General features: G+C 54.5%; 18 protein-coding genes. 5 read left to right on the forward strand and 13 right to left on the reverse strand.

Annotated elements, in window-relative coordinates; genetic code table 11:
- Positions 1-30 precede the first annotated feature (30 nt).
- From Q9245_RS12055 to Q9245_RS12065, 3 genes are all read right to left on the reverse strand, one after another.
- Positions 31-756: a glutamine amidotransferase gene (locus Q9245_RS12055; protein WP_305897419.1), complete on the reverse strand. Its 726-nt coding sequence runs from the start codon at positions 754-756 to the stop codon at positions 31-33.
- Between the two features lie 56 nt (positions 757-812).
- Positions 813-1,538, reverse strand: a complete 726-nt coding sequence (locus Q9245_RS12060; RefSeq protein WP_305897420.1) for a YebC/PmpR family DNA-binding transcriptional regulator — start codon at positions 1,536-1,538, stop codon at positions 813-815.
- Between the two features lie 69 nt (positions 1,539-1,607).
- Positions 1,608-2,036: an SRPBCC family protein gene (locus Q9245_RS12065; RefSeq protein WP_305897421.1), complete on the reverse strand. Its 429-nt coding sequence runs from the start codon at positions 2,034-2,036 to the stop codon at positions 1,608-1,610.
- Between the two features lie 167 nt (positions 2,037-2,203).
- Here Q9245_RS12065 and Q9245_RS12070 point away from each other — a divergent pair, with 167 nt between their 5' ends.
- Positions 2,204-4,132, forward strand: coding sequence for a type VI secretion system Vgr family protein (locus Q9245_RS12070; protein ID WP_305897422.1), 1,929 nt, complete (start codon positions 2,204-2,206; stop codon positions 4,130-4,132).
- Here Q9245_RS12070 and Q9245_RS12075 read toward each other — a convergent pair.
- The 10 genes from Q9245_RS12075 to urtA all read right to left on the reverse strand — a co-directional run bounded on the left by Q9245_RS12075 (position 4,129) and on the right by urtA (position 13,332).
- Positions 4,129-4,491 carry a DUF3592 domain-containing protein gene (locus Q9245_RS12075; protein ID WP_305897423.1) on the reverse strand — a complete coding sequence of 121 codons (363 nt, stop codon included), beginning with the start codon at positions 4,489-4,491 and terminating at the stop codon, positions 4,129-4,131. The two genes, Q9245_RS12070 and Q9245_RS12075, sit on opposite strands and share 4 nt — an antisense overlap.
- A gap of 112 nt (positions 4,492-4,603) precedes the next feature.
- Positions 4,604-4,957 carry a zinc ribbon domain-containing protein gene (locus Q9245_RS12080; protein ID WP_305897424.1) on the reverse strand — a complete coding sequence of 118 codons (354 nt, stop codon included), beginning with the start codon at positions 4,955-4,957 and terminating at the stop codon, positions 4,604-4,606.
- A gap of 6 nt (positions 4,958-4,963) precedes the next feature.
- Positions 4,964-6,196, reverse strand: a complete 1,233-nt coding sequence (gene fmdA / locus Q9245_RS12085; protein WP_305897425.1) for a formamidase — start codon at positions 6,194-6,196, stop codon at positions 4,964-4,966.
- Between the two features lie 136 nt (positions 6,197-6,332).
- Entirely contained in the window at positions 6,333-7,376 is a 1,044-nt protein-coding gene (locus tag Q9245_RS12090) for an AAA family ATPase (protein WP_305897426.1), read from the reverse strand.
- 15 nt (positions 7,377-7,391) lie between these two features.
- Complete coding sequence (locus Q9245_RS12095) at positions 7,392-8,438, reverse strand: aliphatic amidase (RefSeq protein WP_305897427.1); 1,047 nt, start codon at positions 8,436-8,438, stop codon at positions 7,392-7,394.
- Positions 8,439-8,495: 57 nt separating this feature from the next.
- On the reverse strand, positions 8,496-9,185 hold the full coding sequence (urtE, locus tag Q9245_RS12100) for an urea ABC transporter ATP-binding subunit UrtE (RefSeq protein WP_305897428.1): 690 nt from the start codon (positions 9,183-9,185) through the stop codon (positions 8,496-8,498).
- Positions 9,186-9,187: 2 nt separating this feature from the next.
- Positions 9,188-9,949 (reverse strand): urea ABC transporter ATP-binding protein UrtD, encoded by a 762-nt coding sequence (urtD, locus tag Q9245_RS12105; protein WP_371824815.1) that lies wholly within the window; start codon positions 9,947-9,949, stop codon positions 9,188-9,190.
- Positions 9,946-11,133 carry an urea ABC transporter permease subunit UrtC gene (urtC, locus tag Q9245_RS12110; RefSeq protein ID WP_305897429.1) on the reverse strand — a complete coding sequence of 396 codons (1,188 nt, stop codon included), beginning with the start codon at positions 11,131-11,133 and terminating at the stop codon, positions 9,946-9,948. The genes urtD and urtC overlap by 4 nt, the downstream gene beginning before the upstream one ends.
- A 9-nt stretch (positions 11,134-11,142) precedes the next feature.
- The gene (urtB, locus tag Q9245_RS12115; protein ID WP_305897430.1) at positions 11,143-12,069 is read right to left on the reverse strand and encodes an urea ABC transporter permease subunit UrtB; all 927 of its coding nucleotides are present in this window, start codon (positions 12,067-12,069) and stop codon (positions 11,143-11,145) included.
- A gap of 84 nt (positions 12,070-12,153) precedes the next feature.
- Entirely contained in the window at positions 12,154-13,332 is a 1,179-nt protein-coding gene (urtA, locus tag Q9245_RS12120; protein ID WP_305897622.1) for an urea ABC transporter substrate-binding protein, read from the reverse strand.
- A 379-nt stretch (positions 13,333-13,711) separates the two neighbouring features.
- Here urtA and Q9245_RS12125 point away from each other — a divergent pair, with 379 nt between their 5' ends.
- From Q9245_RS12125 to Q9245_RS12140, 4 genes are all read left to right on the forward strand, one after another.
- The gene (locus Q9245_RS12125; protein WP_305897431.1) at positions 13,712-17,095 is read left to right on the forward strand and encodes an ATP-binding protein; all 3,384 of its coding nucleotides are present in this window, start codon (positions 13,712-13,714) and stop codon (positions 17,093-17,095) included.
- Complete coding sequence (locus Q9245_RS12130; protein ID WP_305897432.1) at positions 17,082-17,987, forward strand: DNA-binding response regulator; 906 nt, start codon at positions 17,082-17,084, stop codon at positions 17,985-17,987. Before Q9245_RS12125 ends, Q9245_RS12130 begins: the two co-directional genes overlap by 14 nt.
- 286 nt (positions 17,988-18,273) lie before the next feature.
- Entirely contained in the window at positions 18,274-19,377 is a 1,104-nt protein-coding gene (locus Q9245_RS12135) for an AI-2E family transporter (RefSeq protein WP_305897433.1), read from the forward strand.
- Between the two features lie 315 nt (positions 19,378-19,692).
- Complete coding sequence (locus Q9245_RS12140) at positions 19,693-22,176, forward strand: hypothetical protein (protein ID WP_305897434.1); 2,484 nt, start codon at positions 19,693-19,695, stop codon at positions 22,174-22,176.
- Positions 22,177-22,201: the final 25 nt, after the last annotated feature.

Consider the following 22,201-nt stretch of genomic DNA (forward strand, 5'->3'; position numbering starts at 1 on the left):
ATCCCTCGAATCGGCCCGGCAAGGAACCTTTTATTCGCGTTGTTGGTTGATAACCCACTCGGAGAAGAGTTCCAGCAGTTGGGTGGCATGGGGCGCAGGTTTTACCAGGTTCAGGAGCGACTGAGTTTCCAGTCCTTCTTTTTCCAGTTCCGGTTGCTGAACCCGAAGATAGCTTCGCATCACATCATCAGAAAATTCGGGGTGGAACTGGACACCCCAGGCATTCTCACCAACCCGAAAGGCTTGATGGGGTTCAAAATCGGTTGCGCCGAGCAAGACCGCCCCGGGAGGTAGTTCCAGCACTGACTGCTTGTGGGTTAGTTGCGCCGCAAACTGTTGCGGAAGGTGGCGGAACAGAGGGTCAGTCTGAGCGCTCTCGAATAGAGTGACGTTGTGAGTGCCGGTTTCCCGTCCCTTCGGATGGTAGCCGACCTTACCGCCCAGAGCGTGGGCGAGTAGCTGGTGACCGTAACAAACACCGAAGGTCGGGATGTTGGCCTGAACGGCACCTTTTACCCAGTCTGCCGCTTGCTCGCTCCAAGGTTCACGATCGCTCACCATGGCCGGAGAGCCGGTGATGACCACTCCGTGCCACTCATCCGGCTGACCGGGGGGCGGCGCCTGCGTGGCGTCGGCGATGGTAAGGTCCAGTTGGCTGGACAGTTTGCTCACAAACCAGTCTTCAAAATCTCCAAACTGATCTCTGATTTGAGGGTAGGTTGTGCCCGTTTTCAGGATCACGACACGAGGTTTCATTCCCTCATCTGTACCAGCCATGTGTTACCTCATAAGAAGCCAAAGCCTTGCGCAGATTATTCTTGCGGCAGTTCTGCGTTATGAAATACGTTTTGAACATCGTCGAGATCGTTCAGCATATCCATAAATTTTTCGAACATCGGGATGTCATCGCCTTCTACAGGCGTGGTGGTTTTCGGCAGGAACTGGATTTCATCTACCTCAAACTCAATGCCCTCGAAAGCATCTTCCAAGGCTTGCTTGGCTTTGGCGTACTCGGTGTTCGGGGTGAATACGGTGATGGTGTCGTCTTCATTTTCGATGTCGGTGACATCCACATCGGCTTCCATCAAGGCTTCAAGAACAGCTTCTTCGTCCTGGCCTTTGAATACAAAAATAGCGCAGTGATCGAACATGTGAGCAACGGCGCCGGGGGTGCCGATTTTGCATTTGGTTTTGGTGAAAGCCAGACGAACATCACCGAAGGTGCGGTTCGGGTTATCAGTCAGACAGTCTACGATCACCATGCAGTTGCCCGGGCCATAACCTTCGTAGCGAGCGGTGGAGTAGTCTTCGCCGGCGCCACCTTTAGCCTTATCAATGGCTTTTTCAATAACGTGGGTAGGAACCTGGTCTTTTTTCGCGCGCTCAATCAGCCCTCGCAGAGATAGATTGGCCTGAGGGTCAACGCCGCCCGATTTGGCCGACATGTAGATTTCACGACCGTATTTGCTATAGACCTTGGTTTTTGCCGCGGCCGTTTTGGCCATGGACTCTTTGCGATTCTGATAGGCTCTGCCCATATTTCTGTGCCCCTTGCTTGCTATAAAGAGCGTGATTTTACTGAACCTGACGACAATACAACAGCTTTGTTACGCCAGTTCGGGAACTCGTCGGATGCCACGGCGAAGGCCCAGCTCCAGTGAGGAGCGAATCAGTTTGCCGGAAAACGGCACGATATCTTCAAAGCTGATGATGTATCGAAGGCGTGTTTTACCGTCGTTGGTGTCACTGAAGTGAATGCGGCCTATGTGGTTTTTGATCGGACCGGCACTGGTAATGGTGTATTCGATCAGCGTATAGGGCTCGAACTCAAGAACGGTTTCTTCGATGCTTAAAGGCCCCAGACCAACTCTACGGACCGACCCTGCGCCATTTGGGTCGGCTTGGTCGCTATCCTTGATACGTTTGACCGGGGCGCCAATCATTTTCCCAAAGCGATGGTGGTCCGCAAACAGCGCAAATACTTTTTTTCGCGGCACGCCAAAGGTTTCATCGATCTCTATTGTGTAAACAGCCATGTTGCTTCTCTTGTTCTTTGATGTTGGCCCAAGAGTAACGGTTCACAGTGTTTAACAAAAGATGCCAGGTGGGCCGAGTGGGAGGTTGGTGTTGAGGGGCGCTCTCGTTATAATCCTTTTTGCTCAGGACGAGCAGATCAAAATCACACACTTCAGGGATTGAAGTTATGCCCCAGGCAAGCGGATTGCAGTACACCGCCCGTGTTGGCGAATTCCCCTCAGACCACTTCTTGGTCGCCAGCTTTGTGCTCACCGAAGGGTTATCCACGCTCTCCCATGGCCGCGTGAAACTGGCCAGCACCGACCCCGATGTGCAAGCACCCGATGTGCTGGAGCAGCCGGTGGATCTGGTGGTGTGGCAAGATGGCCAGCCATTGCGCCGCTTTACCGGCGTGGTGAACGAGTTTGTACGAGGCAACACCGGCCACCGCCGCACCCATTACGAAGTGGTGATCCAACCTCCGGTGTGGCGTTTAGGTTTGATGCACAACAGCCGGATTTATCAGGCACAGACCACCGATGCCATTGTGCGCACGCTGCTGGAAGAGCGGGGCATTGGGGATACGGTGTTTGATTTAAAGCGTTCCCCCGAAGAACGGGAATACTGCGTCCAGCACCGCGAAAGCGACCTGCAATTTGTCGAACGACTGGCCGCCGAAGAAGGCTGGCACTTCCGCTATCAGCACGGCAGCGTGGACGGTGAAGAACAGCCAGCGTTAGTCATCGCCGACCATCACGGTGATGCGCCCAAACTCGCCCCGGTAGAGTGCAATACCAAAGCGGGCAGCAGCACCCGACAGGCCTGCATCTTCAGCTTCGCCTACGAAGAAAGGGTACGGGCTTCATCGGTGGCGATGAAGGACTATACCTTCAAGAACCCGGCTTACGCCCTGATGCATGAACAGAGCGCCGGCGGCGTGAACCATCGCGACGATTACCAACACTACGACTACCCCGGCCGCTACAAAGCCGACGCCAGCGGCCAGCCGTTTACTCAGACCCGATTAGAGGCACTCAGAAACGACGCTTCCGTCGCCAAAGGCAAAAGCAACCGCCCGGATTTTGCCGCCGGAGCCAAAGTGGAACTGCAAGATCACGACAGCCAAAGCCTGAACCGGGAATGGCTGCTGACCGCCATCACCCACACCGGCAAACAACCGCAAGCACTGGAAGAAGAGGGCGGCAGCGATCCCACCAGCTATACCAACGAATTCACCGCCATTCCCGCCGATAAAATCTGGCGGCCGCTGTGCAACCACAAACCCATGATGGACGGCCCCCAAATGGCCATCGTGACCGGTCCGGAAGGCGAAGAAATCCACTGCGACCAATACGGCCGGGTGAAAGTAAGATTCCCCTGGGACCGCTACTCGAACAACGATGAACACAGCAGTGCTTGGCTGCGCGTATCCCAAGGCTGGGCTGGCGGCCAGTATGGCTTTATGGCCTTGCCCCGAATCGGCAATGAAGTGATTGTCAGCTTCCTCGATGGCGACCCGGATCAGCCGATCATCACCGGCCGAACCTACAACGCTACCAACACACCACCCTACGCGCTGCCGGAACACAAAACCCGCACCACCCTGAAGACCAAAACCCACAAGGGTGAAGGCAGTAACGAGCTGCGGTTTGAAGACGAAGCCGGTGAAGAGCAGATTTACGTTCATGCCCAGAAAGACCTGGACCTGGTGGCAGAAAACAACCGTACCGAAGTCATCAGGAACGACAGCCACCTGACGGTGGAAAACAACCGCTTCAGCCATACTAAAGGCAACCGCCACCACACCACAGATGGCGAACATCGCGAGAGTATCGGCGCCGACTACAGCCTCACCGTAAACGGCAGCCACCATAGCAAGCAGGGCAAAAACCAGCTGGTGGAAGCCGGCACCGAAATCCATCACAAGGCCGGTATGAAAATAGTGATCGAAGCCGGAGCCGAGGTGACGCTGAAAGCGGGGGGCAGCTTTTTGAAGGTGGATCCTGGTGGCGTGACGGTTTCCGGGCCTTTGGTGCGGATGAATTCCGGGGGTGGGCCGGGGAGTGGGAGTGAGGTTGGGGTGAAGGGGCCGTTGTTGCCCGACAGCTTGAATTAATTTGCGGCCAACGATGGCCCTGAGCAGTTGGCAGAAACTGGCACTAGAGCGACAGCGGGGCTTTCTGCAGCCTCGGCGCCCGCGAACTGAACAACAGGGTAGTAGCTGGTAGAGTCACTGGAACGGGAGCGTATCAGCTCAACGACGGTACCTTGGGCGGTTTCGGAGCGCTCGAGAAATGAAGTGGTGTTGTTGTATAGAATGATCGCACCAGCCAGTAGTGCAGCACCAACAATGGAGAAAACGTATTTGATTACCGTGAAGTCTTCAACGATATCTTCCTTTTTAAACGTTGAGATAAAGGCTTCAGCGCCCCTAACCTTGGGGCGGTTTATTTGCGTGCGCCATTCTACCGTCAAATGCTGACGAAATCCTGCACACTAATTCGCAAATTCTTTTGTTTAGAAAACGGGCGCGAAGGAAAAAAAGCCCCCGAAGGGGCTAATTAAGTGGTCGATTACACGCGATCAATCAATGACTGATCATCCAGGGGCGCATGGAAGGGAACATCTTTTTCCCGTCAGCGGTATAGAACAGCATGTGTTTGCCGGCTGACTTCTTCTTGCAACCGCAACTTTTCCGGTGCTCCGCGTCCCGTGCACGCTGGTCGGCAGTGGAGATGATCGGCTCATGCCTCGCTTTCTCATTGCGGTCCTGAGCCTTGCGCCGAGCCGGGTCCATGGCCAGTATCTCCGGTGGCAACACAATTACCCGTGGTGACAGCACCTTGCATTCAGGACAGTTTGCCGGATGTCCGGCTTCTGCCGCGGTGCCCAGTTCCTGGAATAAACCGTGCTCCTGGCATTTGTAGTCGTACAACGGCATGGTTTATTACTCCTTGTCTGGTGACAGAGGCACGTCGGTGCCGGGGGTAACCATCTTCTTCGGACCTTCAGCCGTGGGGTTGATGTCGAAGTCGAAGATTTCCGTTGGCAGCCACAAGGTTGCACAGGCATTGGGTACGTCCACCACACCACTGATATGGCCTTCCACCGGCGCGCAGCCGAGCAGTGCATAGCCTTGGGCCGGTGTATAACCAAATTTGGTCAGGTATTCGATGGCATTCAGGCAAGCTTGGCGATAGGCTACCTGCACATCCAAGTAATGTTGCTGGCCTTCCTCATCCACCGAAATGCCTTCAAAGATGACATAGTCTTCGTAGCGAGGCTTGATGGTACTGGGCTTGAACACCGGGTTCTTGATGCCGTACTTGGACATGCCATCTTTAATCAGATTAACCCGCAGGTGAATCCAGCCGGCCATCTCAATCGCTCCACAGAACGTAATTTCACCGTCGCCCTGGCTGAAGTGCAGATCGCCTACTGACAAGCCGGCACCTTTTACATACACCGGGAAGTAGGCCTTGGAGCCCCGGGACAAATCCTTGATGTCACAGTTACCACCGTGCTCGCGAGGCGGAACGGTACGGGCGGCTTCGGTTGCGGCTTCCTTGGCGGCGTCACCGGCAAGTTTGCCCAGGTGCGCCGTATCGGCGAATGGCATGTTGGCCAGCCCGGGTACGCGATTTGGCTCGGTGTCGTAGAGTTCTTTCTCCCGACGATTCCATTCCATCAACATTTCTTTGGACGGCAGACAACCGATCAGGCCGGGGTGGATCATGCCGGCGAATTCCACATTCGGGATGTGGCGGGATTTGGTGAACATGCCGTTGAAGTCCCAGATGGATTTCTGGGCCTCTGGAAAATGCTCTGTCAGGAAGCCACCACCATTTTTCTTGGCGAAGAAGCCGTTAAAGCCCCACTGGCTGTCTTGGAACGCGCCAATGTCGAGAATGTCCACTTCTAACAAATCGCCCGGCTCAGCGCCTTCGACGGCAACGGGTCCAGACAGGAAATGCACCTGAGTCAGATCCACGTCCCGGATATCGTCAGCACAGTCGTCGTTTTTGATTTGCCCACCGGTCCAGTCGTAGCATTCCAGAACGAAATCGTCCCCCGGCTTGACCGTCGCCGCCATGGGGATGTCCGGGTGCCAACGGTTATGAATTTGCTCATTCTCGTAGGCGGATTTGCTTCTGTCGATCTTGATAAGGGTTTCGGCCATAACGGGCGCTCCTAGTTTCTTGACTTCAGGGTTCAAACCGGTGATACGCAGTGCCTGATGGCTTCTGCGCTGACGTAATTCACTATCGGCGATCGCCGCCTGTGGTGGTATTCGCGAAATGCCCCCAGCGCCTACGTCATTCGACGTATTGGTGCACAGTAACGGTCCTGTTCTGTACGTTGGCTTCAAATCGTTTGCAGCCAGGATGCGCCAGCAGGGCTCTGGCTACCGCCGGTTCCAGACGCTGGCGAAAAGCTCGCAACATCTCCCGGGCGCCGTAACGGGCATCGTAGCCGCGGGACAGTTCGGTCCGAAGCTCCGTCGACAGAGACAACTCGGCGTGTTTTTTGCCCAGCCGCCGATTAAGGCCCGCCAATTCGATGTCCAGCAAAGCTTCCAGCCAGTTATCCGTAAGACTGTTGAATGTAAGAATCTGATCAATCCGGTTCAGAAACTCCGGATCAAAATGACGACGCAGGGCGGTATCACGTAGGGACTCTCCCTGATCAGGTGATAATCCGAACCAACGGCGCCAGCCCGTTTGATAACGTTGGCGATGCGCCTCGGCATCCAGTGCGCCGGCGTTGCTGGTCATGAAAATAAGGGTGTTGCGAAAATCGATCTCCCGATTGCCGGAGGGGAGTACCAACCGGCCGGTGTCCAGTACGTTTAGCAGGGTGCGGGCCACCTCTTTGCTGGCTTTCTCGATTTCATCGAAAAGCACTATGCCTGGCTTGCTGAACGAGCCCTGAACCTTGTCTAGATCAAACAGGCTGTGGCCTTCTTTACTACCCACGTAGCCTGGCGGTGCACCGGTAAGTGCAGCCGCGTAGTGTTCCTGGGCCAGGGTGTTCATATCGATACGACACAGCCCATCCCGGTTGCCATGAATGGCTTCGGCGATGAGGCGTACGGTTTCGGTTTTACCAACCCCGGTGGGGCCAAGGAACAGGTGAACCGCCAGCGGTCGATTTTCCTCACCGATATCGGCCTTCACCCGCACTAGCATGGATTCCATTGCAGTCAGGGCTTCATCCTGTCCCACAATGTTCTCCCGCAGGCGGGACATAACAACATCTGGCTCAAAGCGAAACCGGGAAACACGAACCGGGCCTGAAGCGGCCCGGTTCTTTTCAATGGATTCCCGATTGGCTTCCAGCCGCTCATTAATAAACGGCATCAGCGCCTCCCGGCTTTAAACTCCTGCAGACTTTTCTTTGCCGTCGAACGGCAAGGAACCCACCGGGCACTCAGCGGTGCCGACGGTCTTCCTGGTCATTGCCTCAACATTTTCCTGAGCTTTCTGAGCATCCATTACCCAGGTGCGATAAAAATCGAACGGGCAGTCTGCAACCCCTTTGTCGCCGTCACCGGAGTTGTGAACACCGGCGTAACCCCGGTGCAGCAGTTTGAACAGGTGGTTCTGGGACTGATCATTGGCTCGGGCATCGCGAATCTGGCTGATAGAAAGCTGGGCATACTGAATCCCCAGATCTTCCTCACCACATTCACCCAAAGTGCGACCATCAAAGCCGATGATTGCCGAATGTCCAAAGTAGGAATAGACACCGTCGAAGCCGGATGCGTTCGCAACCGCCACATAGCAGTTATTCGCCCAGGCCATGCTCTTGGACATCAGCACCTGCTGCTCCTTGGCCGGGTACATATAGCCCTGGCAACGGACGATCAGCTCGGCACCCTTCATGGCGCAATCCCGCCAGATTTCCGGGTAGTTGCCGTCATCACAGATGATCAGGCTGATCTTCATACCCTTCGGACCTTCGCTGACGTAAGTGGTATCACCCGGATACCAGCCCTCAATCGGACACCAAGGCACACACTTGCGGTATTTCTGAACAATCTCACCTTCGTTATTGATGAGAATCAGAGTGTTGTAAGGCGCCTTGTTCGGGTGATCCTCATGGCGCTCACCGGTCAGGGAAAAAATGCCCCAGGTATTGGCCTCACGGCAGGCTGCGGAGAAAATGGCCGTTTCGTCACCGGGAATCGTGGCGGCGGTTTCCATCATCTCATCGTTGTCGTACATGATGCCCATGGTGCTGTATTCCGGGAACACCACCAGATCCATGCCGGGCAAACCAAGTTTCATACCCTTGATCATTTCCGCAATATTACGGGCGTTGTCTAACACCTCGGCTTTGGTGTGTAGTCGGGGCATCTTGTAATTCACTACCGCCACGCCGACGGTATCGTTACTGCTGGAAATATCACCGTGTCTCATAAGTTACTCTCTCGAAAATCTTACTCAGAATTTTGGGCCGCAGCGGTTTGCATCAAACTAAACGGCCAGATAACTGGCAATCTTCTCCTGATCCGCCTCGGCCCGGCTCTCTTCGTGGACGATGGCGCCTTTCTCGATCACCAGAATCCGGTCCGCAGCATCCATCACAAAACTCAATACCTGCTCTGACACCACAATCGACAGCCCTCGCTCATCGCGGATGCGCCGCAGCGTCTGTGCGATTTCCTTGATGATGTTGGGCTGAATGCCTTCAGTAGGTTCATCAAGCAGCAGTACCTTGGGCCGGGTGGCCAGTGCGCGCGCAATGGCCAACTGTTGCTGCTGGCCGCCAGACAGGTTGCCGCCGCGTCGGTTTTGCATTTCCTTGAGCACCGGGAACATCTCGTACAGATCTTCTGGCACCTTCTTCTCCCCGACCGCGGCGAGGCCAGTTTCAATGTTTTCCCTCACCGTGAGGGTTGGGAAGATCATCCGCCCCTGAGGGACAAAACCGAGACCAGCGCGTACACGCTGATAACTTTTAAGTCGGGTCAGATCCGTGCCATCCAGGCTGACTTCGCCACCTTTGGTTGGAGTCATGCCAATAAGGGACTTCATCAGCGTGGTTTTACCCATACCATTGCGGCCAACCACAGCGACAATTTCGTTCTTTTTCACATCCAGGTTCAGGTCCTGGATGATGGTACTTTGGCCGTAAGCCACCAAATGATGTTTGATGCTCAACATGATCAGTGCCCCAGATAGACTTCGATGACTTTAGGGTCCGATTTCACATGATTGATGGACCCTTCCGAGAGAACCTTGCCCTGATGCATGACGGTGACCCGGTCGGCGATGTCGCCGACAAACTGCATGTCATGCTCAATCACCAGAACCGTATGGCTCTTGGTAATCACCCGGAGCAACTCCGCCGTCTTCTTCCTTTCCGCCACAGACATGCCTGCCACCGGTTCATCCAGCATCAACAGGTCCGGTTTCTGAATCAGAAGCATGCCGATCTCCAGCCACTGTTTCTGGCCGTGGCTGAGCAGTGCGGCAGGTTCATGTAGGGCTTCGGTGAGGAAGATGGTTTTCGCCACATCTTCCACCGCCTCAATAACCGCCTCATCCCGCTTAAAAGCCAGTGCACCCATAACGCTGTGGCCTTGGGGATAAGACACCTCAAGGTTCTCAAACACCGTCAGGTCCTCGAAGACAGAGGGAGTCTGAAATTTCCGGCCCACGCCCGAATGGACAATCTGGTGCTCTTTGAGTTTGGTCAGCTCCTTGCCTGCAAACTTGATAGAACCGGATGTCGCCTTGGTTTTGCCGCAGATCAGATCCAGTACCGTCGTCTTACCCGCGCCGTTGGGGCCAATGATGACCCTGATTTCCTTGGGGTCGAGATAGAAGGACAAGTCGTCGACTGCCTTGAAGCCATCGAAGGAGACAGTCAGGCCCTCAACCGCCAGTAGAAAATCCCCACTGTTGCTCTTGCTTATACTCATCATGAATTCTCCGAACTGTAGGTGCCTGCCATCGGACTAAAACCCTCGGCCTGTTCAGTAGCCGGCTTGGCCACCACAGGTACGGTTTTACTCTTGCTGCGTTTGAAGACCTTATTTTCCAGAGGCATAACGTAGCTCTTGTAGAGCCCCGCCAGACCGTTCGGGAAAGCCAGCACCACACCAATGAACAAGGCACCCATGGCAAAAGGCCAAAGCTCCGGGAAGGATTCGGAGAAACCACTCTTGGCGGCGTTGACCAGTAGGGCGCCGTAGACAGCACCCAGGATGGACAAGCGGCCGCCGAGGGCGCAGAAGATGACCATCTCGATGGAGGCAACGATGCCGATGAACGATGGCGACATGAAGCCCACCAAAAGGGTGAACAGAGCGCCGCCAATACCGGCGAACGCCGCAGCTAGGCAGAATACAAAGATTTTGAAGGCTGCCACGTCATAGCCAGAGAAGCGCACCCGCATTTCCTGTGCGTTCATGGCGACGAGGATGCGGCCCAGCTTCCGGTTTTGAACAAGGCGCGCTGCGAACAGGCAAAGAAAGAGCATGCCGACGCAGACGAAGTACAGAATATCTCTGGCCTCATCGGTACGGATGTCCCAGCCCATCAAAGTCTGCAAGTCGGTAATGCCGTTCACACCACCGGTATAGCCCTGTTGTCCGATAATCAGGATGGTCAGCACCGCCGCAATGGCCTGAGTGATGATGGCGAAATAAACGCCGCCCACGCGTCGGGTGAACATAGCAATGCCGATGACGAACGCCAGCAAAACCGGCACACCAATTACCGCCAGCAAGGTGAACGAGAAACTATGGAACGGTTCCCAGAACCACGGCAGCTCGGTGAGCTGGTTCCAGTCCATAAAATCCGGGATACCGGGCGTGGACTGAATGGCCGTGGCCTCCGGTGTGGAGGCCTCCAGCTTCAGGAACATGGCCATGCAGTATCCGCCCAGGCCAAAGAACACACCCTGGCCAAGACTGAGGATGCCCGCTTTACCCCAGCACATGACCAGGCCAATAGCGACGAAGGCGTATGTCAGATACTTGCCCACCATGTTCAAGCGGAACGAATCCAGGGTAAGCGGCAGGATAACCACCAGCAGGAAAGCCAGTGCGAGGTAATACAGCCCCTCTCGGGAAACAAACCATTTCATAAGGGATGAATGCTTCATGACAATCTCCTAGCGACGGACCTTCAAGGCCATGAGTCCTTCCGGACGTATCATCAGAATTCCGATCACAACCAGCAGGGTGAGTACCTTGGCCATGGACCCACTGAGGAAGAACTCCATGGTGGACTGAGCCTGTGAGATACCGAAGGCAGATATGATTGTGCCGATCAGGCTTTGGGCGCCGCCAAATACCACAACGAGGAAGGTATCGACGATGTAAGCCTGGCCTGATGAAGGGCCGGTCGACCCGATCATGGTGAATGCGGCACCGGCAATACCGGCGATGCCACAGCCGAGAGCAAAGGTAGCCCGGTCTATGCCTGCGCTGTTGATACCCACGGATTCTGCCATCGGCCGATTCTGGACTACGGCGCGAACCTTTTTGCCATAGCCGGAGCGGTACATAAGCAAATACACACCCACGGCAACCGACAGGGCAATGACCATGACAAACAGTCCGTTAATTGGCAGGTCGACCATGTCGGTCACCTGAATAGCACCCATCATCCACTCCGGTAGATCAACGCCCACCTCCCGGGCGCCAAAGATGGAGCGGTAAGCCTGCTGCATGATCAGGCTCAGGCCCCATGTGGCGAGCAGAGTGTCGAGTGGTCGGTGGTAGAGATGCCTTATCATGAGCCACTCAACGAGTGCTCCCAATGCAGCACAAATCAAGAAGGCCAGAATCATGGCGATAAAGAAGTACCCGCCGAAAAAACCTGGAAGATAGGATTGGAAAAAACCGGATGTCAGATAGGTTGTGTAGGCACCGAGGATCATGAACTCCCCGTGGGCCATGTTGATCACCCCCATCTGTCCAAAGATGATCGCAAGGCCCAGAGCCATCAGCACGAACACTGAAAACAGGGAGAGCCCGGCAAACCCCTGCATGGCAAATATCGACATCAATTCACTGCTGGTGTAGCCATCGAACATGACGCTTACTCCCCGATCAAACCAATATGCTTAACGTTTTAGAGGCAATAGATGCCGGCGCCAAAGGGTGCCGGCTATCCAAACTTACTGGTAACCTTCAGGGAACGGGTCGGGTTCCATCAGCTCTTCAGTTTCGTGAACCACTTTGTACTGGCCATCAAGCTGGGCCTGACCGATGCGGGTCTTGGACCACAGGTGATGGTTCTCGTGGATACGCACATAGCCTTCTGGCGCCTTGTCAAATTCAATGCCAGCGAACTCTTCGCGGATCTTGTCGATATCGAAGGAACCGGCCTTTTCAACCGCTGCTTTCCACAACCATGGGCCGAGGTAAGCTGCCTGGGTAACATCACCGATCACCATGTCCTCGCCGTAGGCTTCCTTGAAGGCTGCTACGAAGCCTTTGTTGTTGGCGTTGTCCAGGCTCTGGAAGTACTTCATGGAGGCATAGATACCTTCGACGTTTTCACCGCCGATACCGCGGATTTCGTCCTCGGTCACAGAGATGGTCAGCAGGAGGGGCTTCTCATCGGTGAAATCAACACCAGCGGCTTTCATTTGCTTGTAGAAAGCTACGTTGGAGCCGCCCACGACTGACGCAAAGATAACGTCCGGCTTCTTGAGCTTGATTTTGTTGATAACCGAGTTGAACTGGGTGTGGCCCAGTGGGTAATACTCTTCACCCACAACTTTCAGGCCCAGCTTGTCGATGTGCTTGCGGGCAATCTTGTTGGAGGTGCGTGGCCAGATGTAATCTGAACCCAACAGATAGAATGACTTGGCACCTTTGGTTTCAACTGCCCAGTCGATGCTCGCGAGAATCTGCTGAGTAGCTTCCTGCCCGGTGTAGACAACGTTGGGGGACTGTTCCAGGCCCTCGTAGAAAGTGGGGTAGTACAGCATGCCGTTGAACTGCTCAATCACTGGCAGGATGGCTTTACGGGATGCGGAGGTCCAAGCACCGAAAATAGCCGCTACATTGTCCTGACGCAGCAACTTACGGGTTTTTTCTGCAAAAGTAGGCCAGTCACTGGCCCCGTCTTCCTGGACAAATTCAATCTGGCGACCGAGTACACCGCCGGAGGCGTTAATCTGTTCGATGGCGAGCTTTTCTGCCTGCACTGAGCCAATTTCGCTGATTGCCATCGTGCCGGTAATCGAGTGCAGTATGCCGACCGTGACCGTGTCGTCCGTAACCGCTAACCCTGTGGTGTTGACCTCAGCGGTGCTTGGAGTGGCCGCTTGTACAGATGTGGCCAGCATGACGGACGCCGCCAGTGTCATCAGGCTCTTTCGAAACCCTGACCCCTTCCCATCTGACCGCCCGATGGCGGTTGTATCTGTTGTACCCATGGTGAATCCTCACAGTGTTTGAAAAGCCGGTGCTGCGTATCCATTCGGAAGCACAGCGCCCACCCCAAACATTCTGCTTGGCCCCTTTATTGGAGCCCATTCGGCAATCGCCCCAGCGAACTACGTCATTTGACGCATTCCGATGGCGGATAACACAGGCTAAAACGCGGAGTCTCAAGGCCCAAGAGACCGTTTTTTTTGGTGCGCAGGCTATGGCACGGAACTTGAATTGATTTTCAATTCCAGCACACCGAATCACAGAGCTGCACCAAAATCGGGCAAGGTAACAATGGCCGCACGACAAAATATTTTCCGGGTTAGGCGCCGATATAACCAATGGGTCGCTAATCAAACTCTCGAGGACTACGCTCTGCGCTTTACCGCCAAGAGTGCCCGGCGTTGGTCTGCAGCGCGGGTTTCCAACACCGCTCTGGGCGCGATTTCATTCCTGGCCCTAGAAGCAATTGGCGGCTCCATCACCTTGTACTACGGCTTTGATAATGCGGTGGCTGCCATTCTTGCGGTCAGTCTCGTGATCTTTTTGACGGTGATCCCAATCAGCTACTACGCGGCCCGCTACGGGGTGGATATTGACCTCCTCACGCGGGGCGCCGGATTTGGCTATATCGGATCAACCATCACATCGCTGATCTACGCCAGTTTCACGTTCATATTTTTCGCTATCGAGGCTGCCATCATGGCCATGGCTCTCGAAATGCTTTTCGATATTCCCTTGGTGTTCGGCTATCTGATCTGCGCTGTGGTTATTATTCCCCTGGTCATACATGGCATTACCACGATCAGCCGATTTCAGGTCTGGACTCAGCCCGCATGGATCCTGTTACAACTGACGCCGTTCGTCTTCATCATCTATGCAGACGCCTCCTCCGTCAGCGATTGGACACGGTTCGAGGGGCTGAACACGGTCGCCGGGCAAGGGCTTAATATCATCTCCTTCGGTGCGGCCGCGGCGGTTGTTTTTTCGTTGATCGCACAGGTTGGCGAACAGGTGGACTTTCTTCGCTTTATTCCAGAACCGAAAAATTCCCCGGAGAAGCGGCGCTGGTGGTTGGCCGTCATGGCCGGTGGGCCAGGCTGGATTGTCATCGGGATGATCAAGATTCTGGCCGGTTCATTTCTGGCGGTATTGGCACTGCATCACGGCATTTCCGCAACAGAGGCGGCCGACCCAACTCAGATGTATCTAGTGGCGTTTAATTACGTCACAGATTCTCCGGAAGTTGCTTTGGCCATGGCGGGAATTTTCGTGATTTTATGCCAATTGAAAATCAATGTGACGAACGCCTACGCCGGCTCTATTGCCTGGTCAAACTTTTTCTCGCGCCTCACCCACAGTCACCCGGGGCGCGTGGTCTGGCTATTCTTCAACGTGGCGCTTGCGTTGCTGGTTATGGAATTGGGCGTATATCGGGCACTTGAGGAAACATTAGGTTTCTACGGCATCATAGCTATCGCCTGGGTCGGCGCATTGGTGGCAGACCTGGTGATCAACAAACCGCTCGGCCTTAGCCCTCCGCATATCGAGTTCAAGCGAGCACACCTGTATGACATCAATCCCGTAGGTGTGGGCGCTATGCTGGCGGCCTCGGTGATAGGTGTTACCTGCCATACTGGCGTCTTTGGAACCTATGCTCAGGCACTGTCGCACTTTATTGCCCTGGGCGTAGCCCTGGCAACGGCACCGCTGATTGCCTGGAAAACGAAAGGGCGATTTTATACCGCTCGCCCTTTTGAGCTTCTTGCCACCGACCAGCAATTGGTGCAATGCACCATTTGTGAGCACAACTTCGAACCTGAGGATGTTACCAACTGCCCCGTGTACGCTGGCACGATATGCTCTTTGTGTTGTTCGTTGGACGCTCGCTGTGGCGACGCCTGTAAGCCTGGAGCGGGGTATCATGATCAGCTTCAGGGGTTTTTGAGCGGGCTGCTTCCGCAGGCTATTCTGAACCAGCTGCGCTCTCGCCTTGGTCATTTTCTGACACTTCTCCTGATGATTAATGGTCTATCAGGGCTGCTGTTGTCGCTCATTTATCTTAAAACACCCGTCGCATCGGCACCTGAAGCTCTGGTGCTATCAATTACCTTGTGGAAGGTCTTCTTCATACTTCTCATCGTTACCGGAGTGGTCTGCTGGCTCTTTGTGCTAGCCCACGAGAGCAGGGTGGTCGCTGAGGAAGAATCTCGGCGGCAAAACCGGTTGCTAACGGAAGAAATCGGTGCTCACAAAAGAACTGATCAAGCTTTACAGGAGGCTAAAGAACAAGCGGAGGCAGCTAATGGTGCCAAGAGTCGTTACCTGACCGGTATAAGCCACGAACTTCGGTCCCCGCTCAATTCAATCCTGGGCTATGCCCAGTTGCTGGAGCACGATGAAACCATACCACCTCACCGGAAAGAGGCCGTGGGCGTTATTCGCAATAGCGGAGAATACCTGGCCGACTTGATTGAGGGGCTTCTGGACATTTCCAAGATCGAAGCCGGGCGGCTTGATCTTCATCGGGATCAGGTGCGTATCGGACTGCTCATGGAGCAACTGGTTACTATGTTCCGCTTGCAGGCTGAAGAGAAGGGATTGAAATTCGACTATCACTGCCCGTACCCATTGCCGGAAGTGGTGACCACGGATGAAAAGCGTCTACGCCAGATACTGATCAACCTGCTGTCCAACGCCATCAAGTATACGGATCGCGGAACCGTTTCTTTGACATTGCGTTACCGCAGTCAGGTGGCAGAATTTACCGTTCGGGACTCAGGTGAGGGCATTGCAACAGAGAACATGGAACGTATTTTCCGACCCTTTGAGCGTATTCGTATCCCCGGGGAAAGCCGTATAGGCACTGGCCTCGGCCTTACGATCACTCGCCTTCTCACTGAAATTATGGGTGGTGACATTAACGTTGACAGTGAGTTGGGTGTTGGCAGCACCTTCAAGGTCAGTCTGATGCTATCCAGCGTTCACAGTTTTTCCCCGCGCTCTATCTCCGCACCGGCCCGCCGGTTTTTTGGTTATCATGGAGTCCGGCGCAAAGTCCTTCTGGTTGACGACGATCCCTCAAGCCGCCAGGTTATTCGCGCTATGTTGTCGCCCCTTGGCTTCGAAATTAGCGATACCGGCAACGCTCTTAAAGTTCTGGAGACTGTTGAAACAGAACGACCGGACCTGGTTCTGATGGACGTGTCCATGCCGGGGCAGACAGGCTGGCAAGTTCTCGAGCAGTTACGCGCACAGACGTATACTATGCCGGTCGTCATGGTGTCCGCCGATGCTAACGAAGGGCATCACCCAGTGGAATCTACACCACTCTATGATGACTACATCATCAAGCCCGTGCGACTGAACTTACTTCTAGACGTCATTGCTCGTGTGCTGGGCGTGGAATGGTGCTTCGAAAAGTGCGCTGAGCCATTGGCTTCACTCGAACTGCACGAAGACGGCGATTTTCCGCTCCCGGAAATGGCGCAACGGGTAACGCTGGCTAACCTGGCTCGAATTGGCCATCGCAAGGGCCTTCTGGAAACCCTGCATGGTTTGAAACACAACGGTGAGGCTGACGAGCGTTTCACTCGTGAGCTGACCAGCCTTACCAACGATTTCCAGTTTGCGAAAATAATTGAACTTTTGAAGGTAGCTGAACATGAAGCCTCATGATGACAGGAAAACCGTTGTTATGGTCGTGGATGATGCGATTGACTCTATCCGAATGATCAGCGATGCGCTCGAGGAAGCGGGTATGACTGTGCTGGTGGCGCTGGAAGGCAACCAGGCCCTGACCATTAGCCAGAACATCACCCCGGATGTTGTGCTCATGGATGCACTCATGCCTAACATGGATGGCTTCGAAACCTGCAGGCGACTGAAAGAAAATCCGGCCTTCACTGATATTCCCATCATTTTTATGACCGGCCTGAGTGATACCGAGCATGTGGTGATGGGACTGAAAGCCGGGGGGGTCGACTACGCCACCAAGCCCATCAACACCACTGAGCTTATGGCACGCATGGATGTGCATCTGGCCAACGCCCGGATGACCCGAAGCGCGCGGACGGCGCTGGATACGGCTGGCCAGAATCTCTTTGCAGTGGACCGGGACGGGAATTTGCTTTGGGGTACTCCCCATGTATGTCGATGTCTGCCCGACACCGGCCACCCGGACTTCGAAACAATCCGGACCAAGCTCGCAGAATGGCTCGGCCACAACCTGGAAGCTGGGCATCAAATGCCGCTACAGACTATGGATGCCGAGCATTCAGTCGAGTACTTGGCATTGGTGGATGGTCGCGAGTATCTGCTTCGGCTGAAAACACCACAGAACCAATCCAACGCCACCGCGGCCTTGAGAGAACGCTTCCAGCTGACACTTAGGGAGTCCGACGTCTTGTTGTGGATCGCTAATGGCAAGACCAACCGGGAGATAGCACAAATTCTAGAGATGAGCCCGCGAACTGTGAACAAGCACCTGGAGCAAGTATTTCGAAAGCTGGGTGTTGAAAACCGAACCTCTGCAGCTGCCAGCGCCATTCGCTTGCTAGCCACACAGTAACTGCAACTCTGCATTTTTATAATCACCGCATTCGGGAGCGGCGGAAGTGCGCCCAAGCACAGAAAGTTCACCCTTTCCTGCCTGATAGTCTCTGGTTTGATCCGAGTGACGACAATATTCATAACGTTGTGTCGGTATTGATCGTTGAAAGGAATTTTACGAACTATTGGATATATGCGTCAGCCCATCCGAAGTTGGTCGCTCGCCAAAATCATCAATGCGCTGAGTGACCGGGAGCGTTAGACTGTGTTTATCATCCGGAATCCACTACAGGAGACAGTGTTTCATGGAAGAGTCGCCACATACCGGCAATGCCGCTGAGCCTCAGCGGAAAAACAGCGCTTTTGCTGGCTTGTCCACACCGATTTATGGACTGTTCGCGCTGGGTATTCTGTACACCTTGTACGTTGCGCATCAAATCGTATTGCCGATTGTGTTGGCCGTGCTGGCCAGTTTGTTTTTGTCACCTTTCGTCCATCGGGCGTATCTGAAATTCCGGATTCCGAAAGCCGTCAGCTCTTTGTTTTTGGTGTTGCTCGTGTTGGCAGGCATTGTCGGGGTTGGCGCTGCCGTGGCAACGCCGGCCTTAGAATGGGCTCAGAAAGCGCCGCAGGGCATATCCCGCCTGCTAGTGGGCGACAGTCAGATTAAACGCCAGATCGATAAAGTGAACCGTTCGGCCGAACAGGTGGAGAAATCGGTTGAAGGGTTGTCTGACAGTGGTCAGGAAAAGCCAAAAACCGTGGTGCTGGCCACTGATTCCTGGCGCAGCCAGATGGTGTCCAAGGTGCGGGACGGGGTCGCGGGATTGGCATTGGCGCTTGCGCTAACCTATTTCTTGCTAGTCAGCGGCGATCGGTTAATTCGCAATTTCGCCAGGCAGTTGCCGAACCCTCAGCGCAGAACGGTTTTGCGTATTACCTATTACTCTCAGGTGGAGATCGCCCAGTATCTCGCCGTTTTGGGCGTGAGTAATACCTCGGTCGGTGTGCTGACGGCATTGATCTGTTGGGCTATCGGTTTGCCTGATCCGGCAATGTGGGGGCTGGTGGCAGGCTTGGCCAGATTTATTCCGTATTTGGGTAATATGCTGACCATTGCGTTGTTAACCTTGGTGTCCGCGGTGACGCTCGACACCTTGTGGATGATGGCGCTGGCGCCACTCAGCTTTATCCTGCTCACCACCATTGTCGGTTTTTTCCTTGAGCCCTGGATTCATGGCTTCCGCATGGCGATTAATCCCGTCATTATTTTCATTTCTATCTTCTTTTGGGGATGGTTATGGGGGCCAGTAGGCGTTCTTCTTGCCGTTCCCTTGATGACCGTCATTCAGGTAGTGCTTAAACAAATTCCGAAACTTCGCCCCGTATACAAAGTCATCGCTCGATGACCCTCGGGGGCTCAGGCCGGCTCCGCTGGCCGCCCCCTCCCTCTCAAATTCAGCCTCCATTTCGAATGCCTCCAAGCCGCCGGCTATTCGCTCCTGAATAACTGAAAACACCCAATCGGCCAGCTATTATTTTTCGGTTTTCCACCGACTGTATCACAAGTTTTGGGTCATTTTCGCCGATTAGGCCTGATATGACCGGAAAAATCGCTTAAAAAGTAAGCGTCGCTGGGCCGAGTGAGATTATACTGCGCCGAAAGCTGACAGTTCGTAGCGTTGAATAAAACAATAAGGGGATACCCCCAAAAGGAGTGTGCAGTGGCTGAGAACTCTCGCCAGCGTGGTTTGGCATGTCTTGCGTTTACCGGAATGGTGTTGTCGCTGTCCGGGTGTGGCGGTGACGATGGCGGCACGGGAACGCAAGTAACTCCCGGCGCGGATAACCCTGTGGCCCCTGAGGTGGCCCCGCCTTCCAAAGATGAGCCTCGAAAGGCTGTTTACCAATGGGAAAATACGCGCTATCAGTTCGCCAATGGCTGTTACAGCCTTCAGGCCGATGGCGTGTACGTCGGTAAAATGGAGGGCGGTGAATACGGTGTCACTACGAACCCTTCCGAAGCGGCAAGCTTCACCATGCGGCCCACGCGGTTGGGCTCCTACCTGTTGATGTCTGATTTTTCTCGCGAAGAAACCCAGGTTGGGGCGTTTGAGCTGTTGGGCATCAGCGATCCCGGTGGTGAGTTTCTTGACGCGAGTGGCCGGTTTATTGGTGAGTTGAGTTATTTGGTTGCAGGTCTGGGCGATACCCTCAATCTGGTGCTTGATCCTATAGCCCCACTTGGCGGGATTTTGCGCGATTTGGGCGAGAGCCTGGATTTCACCGGCGGGCAGTTGGCAAACACGGATGTGCAACCCACTCTGGCTGCAGTGAATAGCCCAAACGATCTGGCCGTTTGGAATCTCAATAAATTCGAAGGTACCGATACCTATACTCTGGCTTCAGACGTTACCGGATTGCTTCTTACCGCGTCGGAAGACGGGTTGACTCTAAAGTCCCCATCACTCCGGGATTCGAGGAACACCTTTACCCTGCTTGAAGCAAAGGGGTGCGAGGCTTATCCAGAAGCTGATTTGGGTTTGGAAATTGTCGATGAGCGCGGCCCTGCGATCTACCTCAAAGAGGTGGACCGCTTCAAAAATGTTAAGGGGCTCGATAACGATGACGTCTTTGGTTATGTCGATACCCACTCCCATATCTCTGCCTATGAATTCATTGGGGGACGAGTTAACTACGGTGATCCGTTCCACAAGTTTGGCGTGACCCACGCGCTGGAGGACTGTGCCATAGCGCATGGCCCCGGCGGCACGACTGGTTTGGTGGAAGCGGTGACCAGTGGTTCCGGCCCGCACGATACTCAAGGTTGGCCGAGTTTTAATGACTGGCCTCGTCACAATTCATTGCAGCATCACCAGAGCTATTACCGGTGGATGGAACGAGCTCATCTATCCGGTATGAAGATTCTTGTTAACCATCTGGTTCACAACGAAATTCTGTGCGGCATAAACCCGCAAAAACAAAACGACTGTGACCCGATGGAAGCCATACTGCTGCAGATCCAGCGGATGTACGAAATGCAGGATTACATTGATGCTCAGCATGGTGGCCCGGGTGAGGGGTGGTTCCAGATTGTAACGAGCCCGGGGCAGGCCCGGAGTGTTATTGCCGACGGCAAGCTGGCCGTGGTACTTGGGGTCGAAATGTCCAAAGTGCTCAATTGCGGTGAGTTCCTGGGTGTTCCTGAGTGTACTCGCCAGGATGTTGTTGAAGGCTTGGATCAGCTTTATCAGCTAGGTGTTCGAAACATATTCCCTGTCCATAAATTTGATAACGCCTTCGGTGGACACCTTCCTGACCTTAGCTCTGGGATAGGTATTGGTCCGGTTCTGGCTGTCGGAAATTTAGGGGAAACAGGCCACCCCATCGAGTTTGAAGAGTGCCCGGAAGGGACGGAGTTTGTGGGTGATGAGCCCGACCAGAATGCTGCCATGCAACCTTTCGGAATCATCGATCAGCTGTTGTTCCAATTGGATTATTTCGGTGACCGCTTCCCGGAAACTCCCGAAGAATTGAAGGAAATGGACCCTCGGAGAGGCACCGACCACCTATGCAACCGTCGTGGTTTGACGGATTTGGGCGACTTCCTGATTCAAGAGCTGGTGCGCCGCAAGATGATGATCGAAACCGACCACATCAGCCGGAAAGCCGCTGCTCGCATTCTCGATATCACCGGTCGATTGAACTACCCAGTGATTAACAGTCACGGCGGCTGGGGCGGCACCGAAGCCCTTCGTGACCGCATCGCGGAACAGGGCGGTATCGCCGCATCCTTTGGTGGCACCCGTGAAGGGTGGGTGGATTCCTTGCTGCAGAACGGCAATCGTCCACGGCCCGATGAATTCAAGGTTGGCCCGTTTGGAGGCGCAGGCTTCGCCACGGACGTTAACGGTATTGCAGCACTGCCTGGCAACCCGGGCTCACCTGAAGAAGATGCTCGCCTGTATCCGTTCGAATCCGTGGACGGTCGTGTGATCTTGAACAAACAAAAAACCGGTGACCGTGAGTTTGGGCTCTACGATGGTCGCGGCATTGCCCACTACGGGCTCTACCCCGACCAAATCGCCGACATGATCCTGAATGCTGACCGCCCCAAAGAAAGCGTGGACGAAGCCGTGAATCAGCTGTTCACCTCAGCGGAGGCCTATCTAAGGATGTGGGAACGTATAGAAAACGCTCCTTTGTAGTCTTTGGCAAGTTAGACAACAAGCA

The sequence above is a fragment of the Marinobacter sp. MDS2 genome (genome assembly GCF_030718085.1).
Classification (GTDB): Bacteria; Pseudomonadota; Gammaproteobacteria; order Pseudomonadales; family Oleiphilaceae; genus Marinobacter.